Source organism: Streptomyces sp. KM273126 (assembly GCF_004337435.2).
GTDB classification, from domain to species: domain Bacteria; phylum Actinomycetota; class Actinomycetes; order Streptomycetales; family Streptomycetaceae; genus Streptomyces; species Streptomyces acidicola.
This window is the reverse complement of record NZ_SJXB02000001.1, coordinates 1749815-1770999: the sequence shown is the minus strand read 5'-3', so window position 1 is coordinate 1770999 and position 21185 is coordinate 1749815. Positions and strand designations below refer to the sequence as shown.

19 protein-coding genes and 2 tRNA genes are annotated in these 21185 nt (G+C 69.6%); 14 read left to right on the top strand and 7 right to left on the bottom strand.

The genetic code is table 11. The features are described from left to right. Positions 1-6 precede the first annotated feature (6 nt). Positions 7-80 (top strand) — tRNA-Phe (locus E0500_RS07765). 89 nt (positions 81-169) lie between these two features. Here E0500_RS07765 and E0500_RS07760 read toward each other — a convergent pair. Genes E0500_RS07760 through E0500_RS07750 form a run of 3 tightly spaced genes read right to left on the bottom strand, consistent with a single transcriptional unit; the run spans position 170 to position 3074 of the window. Further along, complete coding sequence (locus E0500_RS07760) at positions 170-1384, bottom strand: site-specific integrase (RefSeq protein ID WP_131564002.1); 1215 nt, start codon at positions 1382-1384, stop codon at positions 170-172. Further along, positions 1363-2751 (bottom strand): replication initiator protein RepSA, encoded by a 1389-nt coding sequence (gene repSA, locus E0500_RS07755; RefSeq protein ID WP_131564020.1) that lies wholly within the window; start codon positions 2749-2751, stop codon positions 1363-1365. Before repSA ends, E0500_RS07760 begins: the two co-directional genes overlap by 22 nt. A gap of 47 nt (positions 2752-2798) precedes the next feature. Continuing rightward, positions 2799-3074 carry a hypothetical protein gene (locus E0500_RS07750; protein ID WP_131564003.1) on the bottom strand — a complete coding sequence of 92 codons (276 nt, stop codon included), beginning with the start codon at positions 3072-3074 and terminating at the stop codon, positions 2799-2801. Positions 3075-3311: 237 nt separating this feature from the next. Here E0500_RS07750 and E0500_RS07745 point away from each other — a divergent pair, with 237 nt between their 5' ends. Then, the gene (locus E0500_RS07745) at positions 3312-4046 is read left to right on the top strand and encodes a GntR family transcriptional regulator (protein WP_131564004.1); all 735 of its coding nucleotides are present in this window, start codon (positions 3312-3314) and stop codon (positions 4044-4046) included. A gap of 396 nt (positions 4047-4442) precedes the next feature. Here E0500_RS07745 and E0500_RS07740 read toward each other — a convergent pair whose 3' ends face one another. After that, a complete protein-coding gene (locus tag E0500_RS07740) occupies positions 4443-4667 on the bottom strand; it encodes a hypothetical protein (protein ID WP_131564005.1) in 225 nt (74 codons plus the stop codon). A 547-nt stretch (positions 4668-5214) separates the two neighbouring features. Between E0500_RS07740 and E0500_RS07735 the strand changes: the two genes are divergently transcribed. The 7 genes from E0500_RS07735 to E0500_RS07705 all read left to right on the top strand — a co-directional run bounded on the left by E0500_RS07735 (position 5215) and on the right by E0500_RS07705 (position 14985). After that, positions 5215-7395, top strand: coding sequence for a DEAD/DEAH box helicase (locus tag E0500_RS07735; RefSeq protein WP_131564006.1), 2181 nt, complete (start codon positions 5215-5217; stop codon positions 7393-7395). Between the two features lie 322 nt (positions 7396-7717). Further along, positions 7718-9787: an FG-GAP-like repeat-containing protein gene (locus E0500_RS07730; protein ID WP_258572661.1), complete on the top strand. Its 2070-nt coding sequence runs from the start codon at positions 7718-7720 to the stop codon at positions 9785-9787. Positions 9788-9844: 57 nt separating this feature from the next. After that, positions 9845-11380, top strand: a complete 1536-nt coding sequence (locus E0500_RS07725) for an amino acid permease (protein ID WP_131564008.1) — start codon at positions 9845-9847, stop codon at positions 11378-11380. Between the two features lie 298 nt (positions 11381-11678). Further along, positions 11679-11751, top strand: a tRNA-Lys gene (locus E0500_RS07720). A 271-nt stretch (positions 11752-12022) separates the two neighbouring features. Further along, positions 12023-12697, top strand: a complete 675-nt coding sequence (locus tag E0500_RS07715) for a DedA family protein (protein ID WP_131564009.1) — start codon at positions 12023-12025, stop codon at positions 12695-12697. Positions 12698-12775: 78 nt separating this feature from the next. Then, positions 12776-13441, top strand: coding sequence for a response regulator transcription factor (locus E0500_RS07710; RefSeq protein WP_131564010.1), 666 nt, complete (start codon positions 12776-12778; stop codon positions 13439-13441). 161 nt (positions 13442-13602) lie between these two features. Then, a complete protein-coding gene (locus tag E0500_RS07705) occupies positions 13603-14985 on the top strand; it encodes a HAMP domain-containing sensor histidine kinase (protein WP_309505211.1) in 1383 nt (460 codons plus the stop codon). Here E0500_RS07705 and E0500_RS07700 read toward each other — a convergent pair. Continuing rightward, positions 14966-15889, bottom strand: coding sequence for a hypothetical protein (locus tag E0500_RS07700; RefSeq protein ID WP_309504982.1), 924 nt, complete (start codon positions 15887-15889; stop codon positions 14966-14968). The two genes, E0500_RS07705 and E0500_RS07700, sit on opposite strands and share 20 nt — an antisense overlap. 186 nt (positions 15890-16075) lie before the next feature. Continuing rightward, positions 16076-16969, bottom strand: coding sequence for a hypothetical protein (locus tag E0500_RS07695; protein ID WP_258572660.1), 894 nt, complete (start codon positions 16967-16969; stop codon positions 16076-16078). Positions 16970-17273: 304 nt separating this feature from the next. Between E0500_RS07695 and E0500_RS07690 the strand changes: the two genes are divergently transcribed. After that, positions 17274-18308, top strand: a complete 1035-nt coding sequence (locus tag E0500_RS07690; RefSeq protein WP_258573204.1) for a sodium-dependent transporter — start codon at positions 17274-17276, stop codon at positions 18306-18308. Positions 18309-18313: 5 nt separating this feature from the next. Here E0500_RS07690 and arsM read toward each other — a convergent pair whose 3' ends face one another. Beyond that, positions 18314-19066, bottom strand: coding sequence for an arsenite methyltransferase (gene arsM / locus E0500_RS07685; protein ID WP_131564013.1), 753 nt, complete (start codon positions 19064-19066; stop codon positions 18314-18316). A 115-nt stretch (positions 19067-19181) separates the two neighbouring features. Between arsM and E0500_RS07680 the strand changes: the two genes are divergently transcribed. From E0500_RS07680 to E0500_RS07665, 4 genes are all read left to right on the top strand, one after another. Then, the gene (locus E0500_RS07680) at positions 19182-19553 is read left to right on the top strand and encodes a helix-turn-helix transcriptional regulator (protein ID WP_181586908.1); all 372 of its coding nucleotides are present in this window, start codon (positions 19182-19184) and stop codon (positions 19551-19553) included. After that, entirely contained in the window at positions 19550-20284 is a 735-nt protein-coding gene (locus tag E0500_RS07675) for an MIP/aquaporin family protein (RefSeq protein ID WP_181586907.1), read from the top strand. The genes E0500_RS07680 and E0500_RS07675 overlap by 4 nt, the downstream gene beginning before the upstream one ends. Positions 20285-20313: 29 nt before the next feature. Next, positions 20314-20739: an arsenate reductase ArsC gene (locus tag E0500_RS07670; protein WP_131564015.1), complete on the top strand. Its 426-nt coding sequence runs from the start codon at positions 20314-20316 to the stop codon at positions 20737-20739. A gap of 173 nt (positions 20740-20912) precedes the next feature. Continuing rightward, complete coding sequence (locus E0500_RS07665) at positions 20913-21068, top strand: hypothetical protein (RefSeq protein WP_165935013.1); 156 nt, start codon at positions 20913-20915, stop codon at positions 21066-21068. Positions 21069-21185: the final 117 nt, after the last annotated feature.

The following is a 21185-nucleotide window of genomic DNA, read 5'->3' as shown; positions in this document are numbered from 1 at the left end:
CTCCATGGCTGGGTAGCTCAGTTGGTACGAGCGTCCGCCTGAAAAGCGGAAGGTCGCCGGTTCGACCCCGGCCCCAGCCACAGCCACTGAACAGCGAAAAGACCCCCGTCGAGATCATCGGCGGGGGTCTTTCGTTGGCGTATTGACGGCAGTACGACGGCAGCGCGGCTCACTGGAAGAGCTTGCTGAGCTGCGTCAACGCTTTCCGCTTTTCCTCTGCCGAAGCGTGGGCGTACACACCGAGCGTGACCTGAAGATCGCTGTGACCGGCTATCTCCCGCACTATGTGGGGCGCGGCTCCGAGGTCCAGGAGCAGCGATACGAACGAGTGACGCAGATCATGGAAGCGGTAGCCATCCAGGCCGGTCCGCTTGCGCGTCGCGTACCAGTGGCGGTTCAGGTTGCGGGGGTCCACGGGCGAGCCCACGGCCGTCGTGAAGACGTAGCCCGTGTCCAGCCACTCGTCACCGCAGGTGGCGTGCTCCTCCTGCTGCTGCTTGCGCCGGTCCCGGAGGGCGTCCAGGACGAAGGGCGGCAGCGGGATCGTCCGGCAGGAGTACCGCGTCTTGGGCTGGGCCGACACCAGCTCCCCGTTGATCCGCTGAAGCGACCGGGTCACGGACAGCTCGCCCTTCTCCAGGTCCACAGCATCCCAGCGCAGCCCCAGCAGCTCGCCCTTGCGGAGTCCGAGGGTCAGGGCGAGGAGGTACAGCGCGTAGAGCCGATCGTCCTTCACGGTGGCCAACAGCCCACGGGCAGCGGCCGGTACGAGGCCCTGGCCGCGCGCGTAGGTCGGTCCCTCCACCTGGATCAGCTTGGCGACGTTCCGCGCCACGAGTTCCTCCCGTACGGCGTTCTGGAGAGCGTTGCGGAGCACGGCGTGAACGAGCTGCACCATGCGCGCCGAGAGGTGCCGGCCGCAGCACCGCTCGCGGGAACAGCACTGGACTTCTTCGGGGCGCCGGGCGTCGAGCTTCCGGGCGCAGCAGAGGCACAGCTCACGCAGGCGACCGAGGAGGGCGAGCACGTCACGGGGCGCGAGCCGCTCCAGGCGCTTGGTGCCGATCAGAGGCACGAGGTAGAGCCGGACCGCCGACTCGTAGGCCAGCACCGTCTTGGGCCGCCGACGCGGGGTCACCACGTGCTCGATCCGGTACGCGAGGTAGGCCCCGACGGTCCAGGACTTGTCGGCAACCGGGATCCCCCGGTTCGCCTGCTCCAGCATCTGGACGAGCTTGGCGTGCGCTTCGGCGCGGGTGCGCCCGTACTGCCGCTTGCGCTTGAGGGTGCCCGCCGAGGTCGGTACGTAGGCGGCAGCCTCCCACCGGCCGTCCTTGCGGAGGGTGATCGTTCCTTCGCCGTTCAGGCGGCTTCGGCGGCCCATGCCCAGTCGTCTCCTTCTTGGTCGAGTTCGGTGAGTGCTTCGCGAGCGGTCTCGCGGTTCAGGCGGAGGTCGCGGGCGATGGAGGCCGCGAGCCAGGATTCGCCAGGGGTGTGGCCATGCCCGGCGTAGGTCCAGTGGGCGAGGACGAGCGTGGAGCCCTCCGCGTCGGCTGGTTCCTCGGGCAGACCCCGTTCCCGGCGCTCCTGCCGCGCCCGGAAGTCGGCGCGGACCTGGCGGCGCTCGGCGAAGGTCGAGGAGTACTGCCGGGACTTGGTCAGGAAGTGCCCGCGGAAGCCGAGCATGTGGGCCCAGGCCCAGAGCTTGCGGTCCGGGTAGTGCTCGTCGAGGTCATGGCAGGCATGGATGAGGCGCCGGGTGTGGTCGGGCAGTCCGGGCCGCTTGTCGAGTTCGGAGAGCTCCCCGACGCGACGGTCCACGGTGCCGGTGGACTCGGCAGCCTTGGTGGCGTACTTCGCGACGTACGCGGCTACGGCCTGCTCGGTGAGCTCCTGGCCGTCGGTGCCGATGGCGCGTACGTCGACCTGGGAGCCCCAGCGCAGGACACGCGCAGGGAGGTCACCAGCGGCCGGAACTGGGACGCGGACACGGGCGGCAGCGGCGCGGATCGCGTCGCCGAGGAGTGCCGTACTGGCCCACTCGGGCGGGGTGTCGTCGGGACCGGCGGGGCCGTCCAGGCGCACGATGGCGTGGAAGTGGATCGCCCCGCGCTTCTGGAACTCGGCGACCTTGCCGAAGGAGATCCGGCAGACCTCCCGCAGGGTGCTTTGGGTGATCCCGGCGTGGGCGGCGATCTCCCGGCGGAGGTAGATCGTGAACCGGCGCCAGAGGTCCCCGGCGTGGTTGTTCCAGAGGACGGCCCCCGCGTAGTCGTACGAGGCCGCATCGAGCGCCGTACCGAGTTCGGGGGCGTCCTCGTCGTGGGCGACACCGCAGCGGCAGCGGCCGGTCTCGGGGCGGTTGTGGACCGGGCCGAAGGAGGGCGCGGTCAGAGTGGCGAACACGCCGGGGTGGATGCGTACGCCGTCGGGAATGCCCATGCGCGGATCTCCGGTGAGTCCGGCGCGTATCAGGTGGTAGGCGTCTCCCGCGTACGTCCAGGCGCAGGAGGGGCAGCGGGAGGCCCGCCGGTTGCCACAGGCGACCCGCAGGCGTCCGCCTGGCTCATCGGCCGTGGAGTACGAGTAGAGGACGTCACCGGTCCGGGCGTCGCGGGTGACGGCCGTTCCGGACAGGTGGATCGGGTCCGAGCAGCCACCCGTACGGCGTACCTGCTCACGCCAGCGTTCGAAGCCGGGAGCCGAGGCGACCCGCAGCAGGTCGGCGAGGGTCACGGGGTCAGTGCCCATGGTGGCGGCAGCACCGGCCACGGCCTCGGGGGCGACGGGGAAGACCGTCACTCGCCCACCCCCGGAGCGTCGACGATCTCGACCTCAAGGACCTTCGCGCCGCCGCAGTCGAAGCAGTAGAGCTGGAACCCGGTGGTGTCGTAGCCGCTGCCCGCGCAGGCCGGGCACTCCAGCCACTCGGTGGTGCCGAAGGCCGTACGGCAGGTGACCGGGTCCTGGCAGCGCGCCTTGCCGCACACCGGGCAGGTGCGGGCGGAACGGCGGACGATCTTCGGTGCTGAGACCCCGGTCTGTCGGTCGGGGTGGATCAGCGAGACAGGCATGATGGAGGCTCCCTTGGAAGAGGGGTAGGGCGGCGCATCTGCTTGGCGGTAGGGGCGTCGCCCTTCTTCAGGGAGTGTGCACCTCCCTAGGGAGATTGAAACCAAACCTCCCTAGGGATGTCAACGGGACCTGCGGAAGGGTGTGGGTTGGGCAAGTGATCGGGTATGCGTTCGTGCGTCCGGAAGGGGGTGGCAGTAGGCTGACCACCCTAGGGAGCATCGAGGAGTGGAGAGACAATGCCCGAGACTGCGCGGCAGATCGCCGACGATCTCCGGGCGCGGATCGAGTCCGGTGGACTACAGCCGGGCGATCGGCTGCCTGGTGAACCCTCGTTGGTGAAGACGTACGGCGTCGCCAAGATGACCGCCAATCAGGCGCTGAAGATCCTCGTGAGCGAGGGCCTGGCGGTCGCGCGGCCCGGATCCGGAACCTACGTACGGGAGTTCAGGCCGATCCGCCGGGTGGCCAACGACCGCCTCTCCAAGTCCCGCCGGGATGCCGGTCAGTCGATCTGGTCGGCCGATGTCGCCCAGCGCCCCCTGGTCACCGACGTCCAGGTCTACGAGGCCGAGGCCCCGCACCAGATCGGCCGCCTGCTGAACCTCGAACCGGGAGCGCCGGTCATCGTGCGCAGCCGGAAGTTCGTCGTCGAGGACCGCCCGGTTCAGATCGCGACGTCGTACCTCCCGGCGGACCTTGTACGAGACACGCCGATTGCCCAGTCGAACACGGGCCCCGGAGGCAGCTACGCCCGCCTGGCCGAGCTGGGAGCGGAGCCGGTGCACTTCTCCGAGGAGTTGCGGGCGCGGATGCCGAGCGAGGAGGAGCGGTCGGCCCTGAACCTGGCCGCAGGCACGCCCGTGCTGGAGATCTGCCGTACCGCCTTCACTGAGGACGAGCGCCCCGTGGAGGTCAACCAGATGCTTCTGGACGCCGGTTCGTACGTCCTCGAATACCGCCTCAGCAGCTGAGCTGTTACGGATTTCTCTACCTCATCAAGCACCCGTCGTCGCTCCGCTCCTCCGGGCGGGCGCGGGCGGCAGGCGGCGCCCGCGCTCCTGTCTCCGCCCCGCTCGGCACCGCCTGCCGCCCGCGCCCGCCCAAGAGGTAGGCGCGCGGAGCATGAGGTCAGAACGCGTCGTGGCTGGGGCGGTCGGCGTAGCGACTTTAGCCAGCCACTTTGGCGCGAGCCTCGAAGATCATGGCCCCAACGTCGTGCTTTACCGGGCAGGTCCACAGACTGCCCGACGCGCCGGAAGCTTACGGGGCCATGATCACTCGCGCCAAAGCAGCTCCCGGCCAAAGTCGCTACGCCGACCGCGTGCCTGGGCTCACGACTCATGCCCCGTCTCGCCAGGTGAGCTGCGTTACTTGTCAGCTCGGTAGAGCTTGATGTCCTTGTTGACGAAGAGGTGGACGTACCCGCATCGCCAGCAGATCAGGCCGGTAGCGTTCTCGTCGGCCCAAGCCAACTTCAGGAACTCCATGCTGGTGCTGTTGAGCAGGACACCCCGCTCCCGGAACACGTCCCCCTTGCAGATCTGGCAAGTGATCCAGATCTCACCCAGTGATGCACGTACCGGCTTCGCCATCTTGCAAACGCCCCCCGTCGTTGCCATATGGACGGAATGAGACTACCGGGCAGTACGAACCGCTCACAGCCCGTCAGAGCGCGCAGAGTGTCCCATCCTGGCGCACCTGACGGCAGTCTGACGGCAACGGCAGTGAACGCCACCGAACGCAGCCGTACGTCATCACCTGTCAACCTCGGTCGTTGCCGGGCCGGAACATGATCCGCTCCGCACGATCAACTCGCCTGAAAAGCGGAAGGTCGCCGGTTCGACCCCGGCCCCAGCCACCGCCCGAAGGCCCCGTTCATCTGGACGGGGTCTTTGCTTTGCTCCTCGCGCGCTGTGGAGCGCCCCAGCTCTGACCTGCTGGTTCGCGGTCGGTTTGCTTTGAGGGGTGCAGGGTGCGTAGGGTGGCAGATCGTTTGAATCCCATTTGCCCGGCGCCAAAATGACGCGCCGCGTGTGGCGCGTACTCTCCCTTGCCGTGGCCGGACCGCATTGAGGCGGTCGATTGCGACTTCACGGAGTTTGGGCGCGTGCCGAGAACTCCGGAAGGTTTGCATTTCGCATGTCCGTTGCCAGTACTGATCACGTCGTCCTGCCCGAGGGTGCGGACGAGACCACCGCTCCCGAGATCACTTTCGCCGATCTGGGGCTGCCCGAGGCCGTCGTCCGCAAGCTCGCGCAGAACGGGGTGACCGTCCCGTTCCCGATCCAGGCCGCGACCATCCCGGACGCGCTGGCGGGCAAGGACATCCTCGGCCGCGGACGCACCGGGTCCGGCAAGACCCTCTCCTTCGGTCTGCCGACGCTGGCCACGCTGGCCGGCGGCCACACCGAGAAGAGGAAGCCCCGGGCCGTCATCCTCACCCCCACCCGTGAGCTCGCCATGCAGGTCGCGGACGCGCTGCAGCCGTACGGCGACGTGCTGGGCCTGAAGATGAAGGTCGTCTGCGGCGGTACGTCGATGGGGAACCAGATCTACGCGCTGGAGCGCGGGGTCGACATCCTCGTCGCCACCCCCGGGCGTCTGCGCGACATCATCAACCGCGGCGCCTGCTCCCTTGAGAACGTGCAGATCGCCGTACTCGACGAGGCCGACCAGATGTCCGACCTGGGCTTCCTGCCCGAGGTCACCGAGCTGCTCGACCAGGTCCCGGCCGGCGGGCAGCGCATGCTCTTCTCCGCGACCATGGAGAACGAGATCGCCACGCTCGTCCAGCGCTACCTCAACGACCCGGTCAGCCACGAGGTCGACGCGGCGCAGGGCGCGGTGACGACCATGTCGCACCACATCCTGATCGTGAAGCCCAAGGACAAGGCTCCGGTCACCGCCGCGATCGCCTCGCGCAAGGGCCGGACGATCATCTTCGTGCGGACCCAGCTGGGCGCCGACCGTGTCGCCGAGCAGCTGCGGGACGCCGGGGTGAAGTCCGACGCCCTGCACGGCGGCATGACCCAGGGCGCGCGGACCCGGACGCTGGCCGACTTCAAGGACGGCTACGTGAACGTGCTGGTCGCGACCGATGTCGCGGCGCGCGGTATTCACGTGGACGGCATCGACCTGGTGCTGAACGTCGACCCCGCGGGTGACCACAAGGACTACCTCCACCGGGCCGGGCGTACGGCGCGTGCCGGGCGTACGGGCACCGTGGTGTCCCTCTCCCTTCCGCACCAGCGCCGCCAGATCTTCCGGCTGATGGAGGACGCGGGCGTCGACGCCTCGCGCCACATCATCCAGGGCGGTGCGGCCTTCGACCCGGAGGTCGCCGAGATCACCGGCGCCCGGTCGATGACGGAGGTCCAGGCCGAGTCCGCCGGCAACGCCGCCCAGCAGGCCGAGCGTGAAGTCGCTCACCTCACCAAGCAGTTGGAGCGGGCCACGCGCCGCGCGGCGGAGCTGCGCGAGGAGGCCGACCGGCTGATCGTCCGGGCCGCCCGCGAGCGGGGCGAGGACCCGTCCCAGGCGCTCGCGGACGCGGCGGCCGAGGATGCGGCGGGGACTCCTGCCGGGGCCGAGGTCGCCGAGGCCCAGGAGAAGAAGGGCGAGGTCTCCCTGCCGACGCAGCCCACGGCCCAGGACGTGGAGCGGACCGAGCGGCCCTCGTCCTCGTACGAGCGTCCCTCGTACGAGCGGCGTGAGCGCCGGGACGACCGTCGGGACGACCGGGGCGAGCGCGGCGAGCGTGGCGGTTTCGGCCGTGACCGTGACCGTGATCGGGACCGCGACCGTGGCTTCGAGCGCGGTGGGCGTTCCTTCGAGCGCCGGGACGGCGAGCGGGGCGGCTTCCGCCGGGACGACCGTCGCGACGAGCGCGGCGGGTTCAACCGTGACCGGGACCGCGACCGTGGTGGGCGTTCCTTCGAGCGCCGTGACGACCGGGGCGGTTTCCACCGGGACAACCGGGATCGCGACCGTGGCTTCCGCCGTGACGACCGCCGGGACGACCGTCGCGACGAGCGCGGCGGCCGTGGCTTCGAGCGCCGGGACGGCGAGCGGGGCGGGTTCCGTCGGGACGGCGACCGCGGGTTCGACCGTGGTGGCCGTTCCTTCGAGCGGCGTGACGAGCGCGGCGGCCACCGTGGCAGCGACCGCCCGTTCAACCGCGACCGCCAGGGCGACCGCCCCTCCGGTGGCTACCGCTCCGGCAGCCACGACCGCCCGAACGGCCGGCGTGACGACCACCGCGGCTCCGGCGGCTCCTTCAACCGCCGTGAGGACAAGCCGCGCTGGAAGCGCAACGGCTGACGTCGCCGACAGAGACCGTCCCTGAAGGGCCCGTACGACTCCGGTCGTACGGGCCCTTCTCGGCACTTCCCCAGGGTGCGTGCCCGGTTCTCCGAAGGCCCTTTCGGAGACGGAGAAAAAGCTTTCCAGTCACCCTTCAATTCACTACCGAAACCTGTGTGACGGTTGTTAACATCCCCTGGTTTGCATGGACGAGCATGGCCGGGGGGTTTCGGCGCGGCCGCCGCCATGCCTTTCTCACATCCCTGGGGAGGGACCCTTGACCCGGCGTGTACGCGCACGCTTTTCCGCGGTCCGGCGTGGCCGTATCGCATGCACTCTGATGGGCCTGGCCGCCCTGGGTGCCGGTTCGCTGACCGCCGCCGGCCTCGCGGCCGCGGACACCGCACCGACGCCCGTCCGGACCGACGGCGTGTGGGGCATCGACTACGCGGGCGGTGTGCTCACCACGGTGGAGACCGCCCCGAACGGCTACCAGTACGTCACGAACCGCCAGGTCTCCGCGGACGGCTCCACGGTGGGCGAGCGGGATACTCGCGGATACGCCGGCCCCTACGCGGGCGATGTTCACGTGCAGCGGGTGTCGTGCGACGCCGGCGCCTGTGTGCCGCTGCGCGCGGCCGGGAACGGCAACGTCGGCTACTTCCGCGTCGAGGGCGGCAAGGAACGCGCGCAGATCTGGCTGAGCCGCAACAGCTACCACTCGACGGCCGAACCGGCCGTGACCGGTGGCCGGTTCGTGGATGTCACCGGCCGCTACTTCGTCTACGACGCCGCCTCGACCGGCAAGCAGTACGTGGACTCCGTACAGGAGATACGGACGCAGGACGTGCGTATGACCCGGGCCGCCACCGCCGCCTCCGTGTGGGGCCCGCGGCTGTACACGCCGGGATCCGGTGCCGGTGCCGTCACCGCGTACGACCTGGAGCAGAAGAAGACCGTGGAGACGCTCGCCACGGGCGCGCCCTGCACGGTCAGGGAACTGCAGGTGGTGGGCCGTTGGGTCTACTGGAACTGCGGGCCCACGGGCGCGGCGGGCGTGTACGACCGTACGGCGAAGAGGAAGATCACGGTGCCGTCAGGGCCCGCGATCGTCGGTGACGGCTATCTGGTCCGGCACGACCGGACGGCCGGGAAACTGGTGCTCACCGACTTCCACACCGGTACGGCCGCGGCCGCTCGGGAGATCGCCGACCTCCCCGCTGGGAACACCGCCGACCAGCGGCGCCAGACGTGGGCCGTGGACAAGTTCGGCGGGGACATCGCGTATGTGGACGCGGACAAGGCCGTGCGCATCGTGCGGAGCGGGGTGCCCTCGCAGCCGCTGGTGAAGATCGAGTCGGAGGTGGACACCGCCTACCTGGACGCCAGGACCTCCGCCTGGGGCAGCAGCTGGCAGCTGAGCAAGCCGGCCACCTGGACCTTCACGGTGAAGGACTCCCTCGGGCGTGCCGCGTACACCGTCACCGGCAGCGGCACGGAGGCCGAGGTCATGTGGGACGGGAAGACGGGCGGGGGGACGTACGCGTACAACGGGAACTACACCTGGACCCTGACCGCCACGGCGAGCGAGGGCAGCGGCACGTACACCACCAGCGGCGACATCGAGCTCACCGGCGGCCTCCCGGCCCACCACGACCAGGGCGGCCTGGGCTACGGCGAGCTGGTCACGCTCAACTCCTCGGGCGGTCTGACGCTGCACTACACCGAGGGTGCGGGCACCTTCGAGTTCAAGCGGTCGGCCTCCGGCTGGCCGACGGGCACCGTCGTGGTCCCCTTCGGCGACATGGGCAGCGACCGGTGCGCCGAGATGCTCGTCCGCATGCCGAACGGCGAGCTGCGCCGGTACGCGGGCAAGTGCGGTGCGTCGTACACCCCGTCGAGCAGCCACACCTCGCTCGGCACGGGCTGGAAGGCGTACGACGTGCTGACCTCGCCCGGCGACCTGACCGGTGACAAGAGGGCCGATCTGCTGGCTCGCAAGGCGTCGACCGGTGACGTCTACCTGTTCGCGAACGACGGCGCGGGGAAGCTGAAGGCCGGGGTCAAGGTCCGTGCGGGATGGACGGGTTACACGAAGATCGTGGGCGCCGGCGACCTGAACGGCGACGGCTTCGGTGACGTGCTGGCCCGGGACAGGGCCGGCACCCTGTGGCGCTACGACGGCACGGGGACCGGGCTGTTGAAGGACCGGGTGAAGGTCTTCTCCGACTGGGGCGGGTCGTACAACGCGATCGTCGGCGTCGGCGACATCACCGGGGACGGCAGGAACGACCTCGTGGCGCGGGACACCGCCGGAAACCTGTACCGCAACAACGGCAACGGCAAGGGGTCTTTCGGGGCTCGCGTGAAGATCGCGAGCGGCTGGCAGGGCTACAAGGGTCTCTTCTAGCCACTTCCAGCGGCTTGTGACGCATGTCACGCCCCTGGCGGGGGAATCGCTGGGGGCATGACAAATGACGTCAGTGCGAGTGGGCTGTCTGACGAAGAGCGGCTGGCCCAGCTCGGTTACACCCAGGTTCTCGCCCGCCGCATGTCGGCGTTCTCCAACTACGCGGTCTCCTTCACGATCATCTCGGTCCTGTCGGGCTGTCTGACGCTGTACCTGTTCGGCATGAACACGGGCGGCCCGGCGGTGATCACCTGGGGCTGGGTCGTGGTCGGCCTGATGACTCTCTTCGTGGGCCTGTCGATGGCCGAGATCTGCTCGGCCTACCCGACGTCGGCGGGCCTGTACTTCTGGGCGCACCGGCTGGCGCCGGAGAGGGGCGCCGCGGCCTGGGCGTGGTTCACGGGCTGGTTCAACGTCCTTGGCCAGGTGGCCGTGACGGCCGGTATCGACTTCGGGGCCGCGTCCTTCCTGGGCGCGTACCTGAACCTGCAGTTCGGCTTCGAGGTGACGCCCGGCCGGACCATCCTGCTCTTCGCCGGGATCCTGCTGCTCCACGGACTGCTGAACACCTTCGGGGTGAGGATCGTCGCTCTGCTCAACAGCGTGAGCGTGTGGTGGCACGTGCTGGGCGTGGCGGTGATCGTCGGCGCGCTGACCTTCGTACCGGACGAGCACCAGTCCGCGTCCTTCGTGTTCGGCGAGTTCGTGAACAACACGGGCTGGGGGAGCGGGGTGTACGTGGTGCTGCTGGGGCTGCTGATGGCCCAGTACACCTTCACCGGGTACGACGCCTCCGCCCACATGACCGAGGAGACGCACGACGCGTCGACGGCGGGCCCGAAGGGGATCGTGCGGTCGATCTGGACGTCGTGGATCGCGGGCTTCGTGCTGCTCCTGGGCTTCACCTTCGCGATCCAGTCGTACGAGGGAGCGCTGAACTCTCCCACGGGTGCGCCGCCCGCGCAGATCCTGCTCGACGCGCTGGGTGCGACGGCGGGCAAGCTGCTGTTGCTGGTCGTGATCGGGGCACAGCTGTTCTGCGGAATGGCCTCGGTGACGGCCAACAGCCGGATGATCTACGCCTTCTCGCGCGACGGTGCGCTGCCCTTCTCGCACGTGTGGCACACGGTCAGCCCGCGTACGCGCACGCCGGTGGCGGCGGTGTGGCTGGCGGCGATCGGGGCACTGGTCCTGGGCCTGCCGTACCTGATCAATGTCACGGCGTACGCGGCGGTGACGTCCATCGCCGTCATCGGCCTCTACATCGCGTACGTCATCCCGACGCTGCTGCGGCTGCGCAAGGGGGACGGCTTCGAGCGGGGGCCGTGGCATCTGGGCCGGTGGTCGCGCGTGGTGGGTGTGGTGTCGGTGACGTGGGTGGGGATCATCACGGTCCTCTTCATGCTGCCCCAGGTCTCACCGGTCACCTGGGAGACGTTCAACTACGCTCCGGTCGCCGTACTGGTGGTGCTCGGTTTCGCGGCGACCTGGTGGCAGGCCTCGGCCCGCCACTGGTTCCTGAACCCGCACCACGAGCGCACGATCGCCCGCGAGACGGCACGGAAGGGGGCGCCGGAGCCGGTGGATCCGTAGAGCGGTTGCTGGGGCGTGGTCGGCCGGGTTCGTTGCGCACGGCTGGGTCGGGGTACGTCGGGGTACAGGGGGTATGTCGACCGGCCGGTCGCGGGAGGGGGCGCGTTGGTTGGGCGGTGCGCCCCTCCGGCGGCCGTTTCCGGCAGTATCCGGCCCGCCTCGCGTCCTTCTTCCGTCCGTTCTGTTCTCCGGCGGGCCTTTTTGCGGGCCTTTCGACGCGGCCGGGTCGCCGATACCCGATCGGAGTCCCGGCCGCGTCGGGCTATGCTCGGGGAGGCAACATCGCGCAACACCGCCTGGGCCGTTAGCTCAATTGGCAGAGCAGTGGACTTTTAATCCATTGGTTGTGGGTTCGAGTCCCACACGGCCTACGGGTGCAGGGGAGGGGAAACTCCTAGGAAACCCCTCTGACCTGCTATGCAGCGCTCGGGTCGGCTTCGGTCGGCTCGGGCGCTGTCTCGTTTTCCGGCCCGTGCGCGGGCGACGCGTGAGCGGACGTACCCGTGGCCTGCGGATCGGCACGTCGAGGACTCTGGCTCCGGGCGTTGGTCTCTGATTCCGTAGACTGTCTGCATTTCTGTAGTTAGTCGCTTGTGTCCGTTCACTCGCGTCGGATCGCCACTGGGGAAGGTCTCCCGCAGCATGACCCCACCGCTGTATCAGGCAGTGCCGCTGTACCAGGCAGTCAACGTGCTCGACGCCCAGTCACTGCTGGCCGCATTCGGCGTGCTGGGCGTCGGCGTGGTGATGTTCGCCGAAACGGGACTGCTGATCGGTTTCTTCCTGCCGGGTGACTCCCTGTTGTTCACGGCGGGTCTGCTGTGCACGGGTGCCGCCGACCGGCCGGTGAAACTGTCGCTGGCGCCGCTGCTGGTCGCGGCGGCCGTCGGTGCGCTGGCCGGGGCGCAGTGCGGATATCTGATCGGCCGGAAGGCGGGTGGAGCGCTGCTCGCCCGCAGCAGTTCGCAGCGTTTGCACGACGGGGCGAAGCGCGCCGAGGAACTGCTGGAGCGGTACGGCTACGCCAAGGCAGTCGTCCTGGCCCGGTTCGTACCCGTGGTGCGGACGGTGCTGAACCCGATGGCGGGCGCGCTGGACGTTCCCGTGCGGACGTTCACGTTGTGGCAGGTGGTCGGCGGCCTGGTATGGAGTGTCGGCCTCACGCTCGCGGGGTACGGGCTGGGCTCCTCGATCCCGAACGTCGACCGCTACCTTCTGCCGCTGGTCGCGTTGATCGTTGGCGTGTCCTTGGTCCCCCTTCTCTCCGAGGTGCTGCGGGCCCGCCGGAGCGCCGACGCGCGGGGAGGGGACAAGTGATCCGGCGGGCGGCAGACCGGTGGCTGCCCGCATCGTTCATCGCACGTACGATCACGACCGGTGGGCCGGTGGAGGATCATGCGCCCCAAAATCCTGGTTGTTGAGGACGATCCCGCTCTGCGGGACGTGCTGCGCCGGGGCCTGTGCGACGAGGACTTCGAGCCCGTCCTGGCCGCCGACGGCGCGTCCGCCCTGCGGCTGGCCACCGCCGACATCGCTGCGGCCGTCCTGGACGTCGGTCTGCCCGACGCGGACGGACGGGACGTGTGCCAGGCGATGCGGGCCAACGGCTTCTTCGCCCCCGTGCTCTTCCTGACCGCCCGGCACCAGCTGACCGACCGCCTGTCCGGCTTCTCCGCCGGCGGCGACGACTACCTGCCCAAGCCCTTCCATCTCGCCGAACTCGCCGCCAGGTTGCGTGCCGCGCTCAGGCGGGTCGCCCCCCGCTCCACCGCCACAACCGGTGATCTGGTCCTGGACGGGGTGGATTACAGCGTGACCGTCGACGGCGGACAGGCGGTGGCCCTCTCCCCGACGGAGTTCCGGCTGCTGGCCACGCTCGTCGCCGCGGACGGGACGCTCGTGCGCCGCCGCGAGCTGGTGCGGGCGGGCTGGCCGGAGGGCGCACAGGTCAGCGACAACACCCTGGACCAGTACCTGAGCCGGCTGCGCCGCAAGCTGCGTGAGGCGGGCAGCGGCCTGACGATCGGTACGGCGCGGGGGATCGGGCACCGTCTGTCATGAATCGCGCCGTACCTGTCGTCCGTGCCTCCGGTCCTTCCGGTCCTTCCGGTCACTCCCGTCCCTCCCGGGCCTTCAGCGCCGTCCGTGCCTTCCGTCGCCTTGTGCCGCGCACCCTGCGCGGCCGCCTCGCTCTCGTCGCGCTGACCACCGCCGCCCTGCTGATGACGGTCCTGACCGTGGTGTTCAACGCCGTGATGGACCGGCACCTGCAGCACCAGGCGGACGGCGAACTGCGCAGCCGGGCGGCAGCCGTTGCCACGACCATCGACACCAGCGGCCCCCGGGTACGGGTCCTGGAAACCGTCAACGACCGGCTCCTCGACGCGAACGTGTGGATCTACGCCGGAAACCGCCTGCTGGAGAAGCCGCCGGGCGCCACGCCCGACAGCACGCTGACTCAGGCCGCCGACAGGCTGACCGCGCAGCCGAAGCCTGCCTGTACGACCGTCCATGCCCACGGCCACCAGCCCGTCCGGCTGTGCTCCCACGCCGTCGTCGGCCGCCGTGCCACCGCCACCGTCGTCACCGCCCTGGACCTCGCTCCGTACCGGAGTTCGGCCGACACTCTGCTGCTGGGGTCGCTCATCCTGGACGGCGTGATGCTCGGCTGCACCTACGTACTCACCCGTCTGTCCGTCGGCCGGGCACTGCGCCCGGTGCGGACGATGACCGACCAGGCCACCCAGTGGAGCGCCGTGGGCTCCGACGAGCGCTTCGGCACGGAGGACCGTCCGGTCGAACTCGCCCGTCTGGGTGCCTCGATGGACGAGCTCCTGGACCGCATACGCACCGTACTGCGCCACGAACAGCAGCTGACGGGCGAGCTGTCCCACGAACTGCGCACGCCGCTCACCCGGATCATCATGGAACTCGACTGGTGGCGGGCCCGCCCCCGCACGGACGCCGAGACCCGCGCCGGCCAAGAGGTGATCGCCGAGGCCGCCCAGTCCATGCGCACCATCTGCGACACACTCCTGAACGACGCCCGGGACAACGCGCTGAACCGGGAGACGGCCCCCGGGACAACCGACGTCCTGCCCGTCCTCGACCGTCTGCTCCAGCACCTCGACACACCGGTTCAGGTGAAGACCGTCGTAGAGGCCGGAGAGGCCGGAGAGGCCGCAGAGGCCGGAGAGGCGAGAGGGGCCAGAGGGGCTAAAGGGGCTGGAGGGGCCGTAGAGGCCGTGGAGACGGCGGCTCCGGTGCTGGAGGCCGGGGTCGCGCCCGCTCTCCTCGAACGCATCCTCAGCCCGCTGCTCGCCAACGCCGTCCGCTATGCCCGCTCCCGCGTGACCGTGTCCGCACGGCGCATCCCTGGCGCGGTGCGCATCGACGTCGTCGACGACGGCCCGGGTGTGCCGGACGCGTTCGTGGGCGAGCTGTTCCAGCCCGGCCGGCGTGCCGACTCGGGCGACGGGCACGACGGCGCGGGCCTGGGGCTGCCGCTCGCGCGACGCCTGGCCCGCACCGTCGGCGGTGAGGTGTCCTACGACCCCGGGCACTCGCCCGGAGCCAGGTTCACGGTCAGCCTGCCTGCCGGGTGACCGGCTCCAGCTCCACCTCCACCTTTGCCGGTACGGCGGTCCGGCGCTCCCGCACATGGGCGTAGGCCATCAGACCGAACAGCACAGCCAGCAGGACGGCGGACGAGCCCACGGTACCGAGATCCAGGCCGCCCTTGGCGACCGGCTTGGTGAGGAAGTCGCCCGCGGTGGCGCCCAGCGGGCGGGTGAGGACGAAGGCGATCCAGAACAGCAGCACGTTCGGCACCGCGCGCACCTTCATCAGGGCCACGAGCACGGCGAGCACTCCGATCACGAGCAGTGCACCACCGGCGTAGCCGAGGCCGGAGCTGTCGGACAGGAAGTCGCCCATCGAGGTGCCGAGGGTGTTCGACACGAGGATCGCCGACCAGAACAGGGCCTCGCCCCTGAAGGTGACGATGTCGCGGATCTGGAAGGTCATCCCGCTCAGCTTCCAGGCGAGGAAGATCGCCAGGAGGATCGAGATCAGGATCGCCGCTCCGACCGGGTAGCCCAGTCCGAGGCCCTGCGGGCCCCAGCCCAGCTTGGTCGCGCCGCCCGCGAGGTACTTGGCGCTGGCGTCGCGGTTCATGAAGTCGGACATCGTGGTGCCGGCCATGCTGGTCGACAGGATCACGGTCCAGTAGAAGAACGGGTTGTAGCGCCTGGACCGCAGCTGGACCACCAGCGTCACCACGAAGATCAGGAACAGCGCGACCGTGGTGAGGAAGTAGCCCAGCTTCAGGGTCTGGGCGAAGAGGTCGCCCGCTGTCTCACCCAGTGTCGTCGCTGCGATCTTCATGATCCAGAAGGCCAGCGTGACCTCAGGCAGCTTCTTCATCACGGACTTGGTCGTGCTCGACATCTTCGACGTGTTCGACTTGCTCGATACGTCGAGGCCGGTGAGGACCTGTGATTTCTCCACCTCAACTTCTCCTGTCCGGTCGTCCGGTCGTACAACAGGGCGCTCGCCCCCGGAATCGCGACGAACGCCCTGTGAAAATGAGCCGACCACTGACGGCGGCCGATGCCATCGACCGTGACACAGAGAGCCTGACCGCATCCTGAACGCGGGCCGGCCGGTGGGCCGGCCGGTGGGTCAGCGGGCAGGTCAGCGGGCAGGTCGGGCCGCATGCCGGGCGGCCCGCCCCGGTCCGGCGACGTCCCTTTCGCTGACGTTGCTGACGTCCTTGCGGGTCACGCCCAGGTACACGACCAGACCGAGGATGACCGCCAGGAACAGCGCGCTGGTGATCACGGTGCCCAGGCCCAGGCCGCCGTCGCCGGTCGGCTGGGAGAGGTAGTCGCCGATCGAGGCGCCGAGCGGCCGGGTGAGGACGTACGCGATCCAGAAGCTCCATACCGCGTCCAGACCGAGTGCGAAGTGCGCGACGGCGACCGCGGCGATGGCCAGGCCGAACAGCACGGCGGACAGCCAGTAGCCGAGGTTCATGCGCTCGGAGACCAGGTCACCGGCAGCGGTGCCCAGGGCGAAGGTGAACAGGACGGAGAGCCAGTAGAAGGACTCGCGGCCGGTGGTGTCGATGTGGTGGATGGACAGGGTTCGCTCCCGGAGGTACCAGACGACGAACACGACCGCGAGGACGATCGCGAACACCGTGGTGCTCGTCTCCAGCGGCACGCCCAGGTTGTCGGTGAGGTTGTCGCTGATCAGGGTGCCGACGACGCTGATCAGGGCCACGGCGAGCCAGTACAGGCCCGCCCGGTACGTGCGCGTACGGAACTGCACCACCAGCACCACGGCCAGCAGCGCGCTCATCAGCACCGACACACCGGTCAGGCCGAGGCCCGCCTTCTCGTTCAGCAGGTCGGCCGCGGTCTCCCCGACCGTCGTGCACAGCACCTTGATGATCCAGAAGTAGACCGTGACCTCGGGCACCTTGTTCCAGCGCAGCCGGTGCCGCTCGGGAACGGCAGGGCCGTCGGCCGAGGGGACCGCGGATATCTCAGACGTTTCGTTGGTCTCAGACGTTTCATTGGTCATGGCAAGCGACCGTGTCACCGGACACCTGAACGCATCCTGACTGCCGCGAGGTACTGCGCGTACGACTCTTCGCGTACGAGCAGCATGGCCACCATGAACAGCTACATGCTCCCGAACAGCTACGTGCTCGTTCGCATACCGGCGTTCCTTCTCGCTCCCGCTCCTGCCCCTGTTCCTGGTACGGAAGAAGGCCGCCTTGAACCCCCGAGCATGCGCCCAACCGCCGACTGAGCCTGAGCCTGAGCCTGAGTCGACTGAGCCTGAGCCGACTGAGCCTGAGCCGGCAAAGTCGACAACGAGCTGGCTGCGACGCCGGCTCGGCCGCGCCGTCGTCCTGTCCTATGCAGCCGCCCTGTTCCTGCCGGGCCCCGGACTGTGGCTGAGCCGAACGCACTCTCTGCCACTGGGCGCGGCGGGCGCCCTGTCCTGGTCCACCGCACCGCTCCTGCTCTCCCTGGTGCTCTTCTCGGCCGGACTCCAGGTGCCCTTACGCGCGCTGGGCACCCTGCTGCGGCGCCCGATCGCCCTGCTGGCCGGGCTCGTTCTGCACCTGGTGATCCCGCTGCTGGCCATCCCCGCCGTGGCGTTCCTGCTGCGCCGGACGCCCGACACAGACGGCGGCAGCGGCCTGGTCACCGCGATGATTCTGATCGTGGCGATGCCCGTTGCCGCCGGAGCCACCGTATGGACCGGCAAGGGCGACGGCGACCAGCCGACCATGGTGGGGCTCGTCCTCGCCTCCACCCTCCTCAGCCCGCTCACCGTTCCCCTGGTCATCGGCGCCCTCGTGCCGTTGCTCAGCGGCGACTACGCGGACACCCTCGGCAGGGCCGAGCACACCATCCGCGGGGCGTTCACCTTCGTCGGCGTGGTCCTGCCGTGCGCGGCGGGAATTCTGTGCCGCCTGGTACTGCCCGCGCCGTGGCTGAGCCGAGTACTCCGCGTCGTCGTGCCGCTCGCCCTGGCCGGCTCACTCCTCCTGACCTACGTCAACGCCAGCGGCGCCCTCAGCTCCTTCCTGGCCCGTCCGCGCCCGCTGCTGCTGGCCGCCGCGCTGGCCGTGGCGTCGCTGGTCTGCCTGCTGTCCTTCGCGGTCGGCCGCGGCGCCGCACGCCTGCTGAGACTGGACGCCCCCGTGGCGTCGTCTCTCACTCTCGCCTGCGGCATGAACAACAGCAGCGCGGGCGCGGTCCTGATCACCACCACCCTGCCCGACAAACCACACCTTCTCCTGCCGGTCCTCGCCTACGGGCTGCTGCAGAAGACCGCGGCGAACCGAGTCGTACGCCGGAGGCCCGGGCGCTCCGTCGCCCCGGTCCCGCCGCCGTGCGCACCCTGACGAGGCTATGGCCTCGCGGGCTTGGTGGCGCGGACGACGGCGGCGTGCATGCCGTCCGCGACGGGATACGACGGGGTGATGGCGATACCGGTGAAGCCGGCGGCTTCGAGGCCGGCGCGGTACTCGGCGAAGGACAGCGCACCGGCGATACAGCCCACGTGGTCGCCGCGCTCCGCGCGCTGTCCGGAGGTGAGAGTGTCCTCGGCGACGACGTCCGAGACGCCGATACGGCCACCTGGCTTGAGAACGCGGAAGGTCTCGGCGACGGCGGGCTTGTCGACGGACAGGTTGATCACGCAGTTGGAGATGACCACGTCGATGGTGTTCGCGGGGAGCGGGATCGCCTCGATGGTGCCCTTGAGGAACTCCACGTTGGCGGCGCCCGCCTGCTCGGCGTTGGCCAGGGCGAGGGCGAGCATCTCCTCGGTCATGTCCAGCCCGTACGCCTTGCCGGTGGGACCGACCCGGCGGGCGGAGAGCAGGACGTCGATGCCGCCGCCGGAGCCGAGGTCCAGGACGCGTTCGCCCTCGCGGAGTTCGGCGACGGCGGTGGGGTTGCCGCAGCCGAGGGAGGCGGCGACCGCATCGGCGGGCAGGGTGTCGCGCTCGTCGGTGGCGTAGAGGGTGGAACCGAAGTTCTCGTCGACCTCGACAGGCTCGGCCCCGCAGCAGGCGGTGCCGCCTTCGGTGACCTTCACGGCCGCGGCTGCGTACCGCCGGCGAACGGTTTCACGCAGGTCGGTGGACTGCTCGCTCATCACTTCACTCCTGGGTGACGGGGCGTGGCGCCGCCTGGAAGTAGCTGTATTCATGCTTATCGATGCAACCTTGCTCAACCTTGCGCCTTGGATCGAGAAACGTCAACATAGAGGAATGTCGAAACAAGAGCTTGAGGTGATCGACCAGGACGCCACGTGCTGCCCGGTTCTGGCTGCCGCGCCGCTGGACGACGAACGCGCCACGGAGCTGGCGCGAGTCTTCAAGGCGCTGGGCGATCCGGTGCGCCTGCGCCTGCTGTCGATGATCGCCTCGCGGGAGGGCGGCGAGGTCTGCGTGTGCGAGATGACGCCGGCCTTCGACCTGTCCCAGCCGACGATCTCCCACCACCTCAAGCTGCTGAGGCAGGCCGGCCTGATCGACTGCGAGCGCCGTGGGACGTGGGTGTACTACTGGGTGGTGCCCGGCGCGCTGGACAAGCTCGCCGGGTTCCTGACGACGCCGCAGACCGCAGGGGTGACGGCGTGACCTCGTCCCTCGGCCGTCGCGTGGCCGCCGAGGCAGTGGGCACCGGGTTGCTGGTGACCGTGGTCGTGGGCTCCGGTATCCAGGCGACCGAGCTGTCCCGCGACGTCGGGGTGCAACTGCTGGCCAACTCCCTGGCCACCGTCTTCGGCCTGGGCGTGCTGATCACGCTGCTCGGGCCGGTCTCCGGCGCGCACTTCAACCCGGCCGTCACCCTGGCCGCCTGGTTCACCGGCCGCCGCACCGGCGCCGGGCCGGGCCTGCGAGAGGTCGCGGCGTACGTTCCCGCGCAGGTTGCCGGGGCGATCGGCGGCGCGGTGCTGGCCGACGCCATGTTCGCCGAGCCGCTCGTGAGGTTCTCGACGCACGACCGCTCCGCCGGCCACCTGTGGCTGGGTGAGGTCGTTGCCACAGGTGGGCTGATCCTGCTCGTCCTCGGCCTGGAGCGCGTAGGCCGCGCCTCCCTGGCCCCGACAGCCGTGGCCTCCTACATCGGGGCCGCCTACTGGTTCACCTCCTCCACCTCCTTCGCGAATCCCGCCGTCACCATCGGCCGCGCCTTCACCGACACCTTCGCCGGGATCGCCCCCGCCTCCGTCGCCCCGTTCATCGGGGCACAGCTCCTCGGCGCCGTGCTTGGGCTGGCTGCCGTGGCTGTCGTGTTCGGACCTCCCGCTCGCACGGCGGACGACCTCGTCGTCCCGTACGCCGAGCCAGAACCCGTCTCCTCCTGACTGCCCCTCCGCCTGCAAGGACCCCTGCCATGAGCTCCGTTGCCCCGCGTCCCTCCGTGCTGTTCGTCTGCGTCCACAACGCAGGCCGCTCCCAGATGGGCGCCGCTTTCCTCACCCACCTCGGCGGTGACCGGGTCGAGGTCCGCTCGGCCGGCTCCGCCCCCGCCGAATCGGTCAACCCGGCCGTGGTCGCGGCCATGACGGAGGTGGGGATCGACATCTCCGCCGAGACACCCCAGATCCTCACCACCGAGGCCGTACAGTCCTCGGACGTCGTGATCACGATGGGCTGCGGGGACACGTGCCCCGTCTTCCCGGGCAAGCGCTACCTGGACTGGCAGCTCGAAGACCCGGCCGGCCAGGGCATGGACGCCGTGCGGCCCATCAGGGACGAGATCGAGCAGCGCGTACGCGGCCTGCTGGCCGAGCTCGGTATCCGGGCAGGCTCAGCCTGAGCTTGGAGGGGATGTCGGATCCTGCGTGTCCGGCCGCGGAGCGAGGTCGGGGGGAGGGCGCAGGAGGAGGGGAGGGGCCTCGCCGACTTCTCGGCGCTTTCAGGGTCCAGCCCCAGGGGGCAGGCTCGTGGCGGTCTCTGCTTGGGGGCGGACGGCCCTGGGGTCGCGGATCGATGCACGTGCTGCTCTGTGGACCTCGCGCGGGTGTGCCTGATGTGGATGTTGAATGGGTGTTGACGGGTGATGCTGCTAGCGTGATCATCGTCGGTTTTTCCTCCCCCGAAAGCAGTTCGGTGCCCGTGTACAGCCTGCTGATGTTCATGTTGTGAACTTTCGTGACGGTCCGTCGATGGAGTCGGCGGGCCGTTTCACATTCTGTGGCTGGTGGCCGACAGACCCGTGTTTCCGTTCAACTCCTGGACAGCCCACCTCGTGAAAGCGCGAGG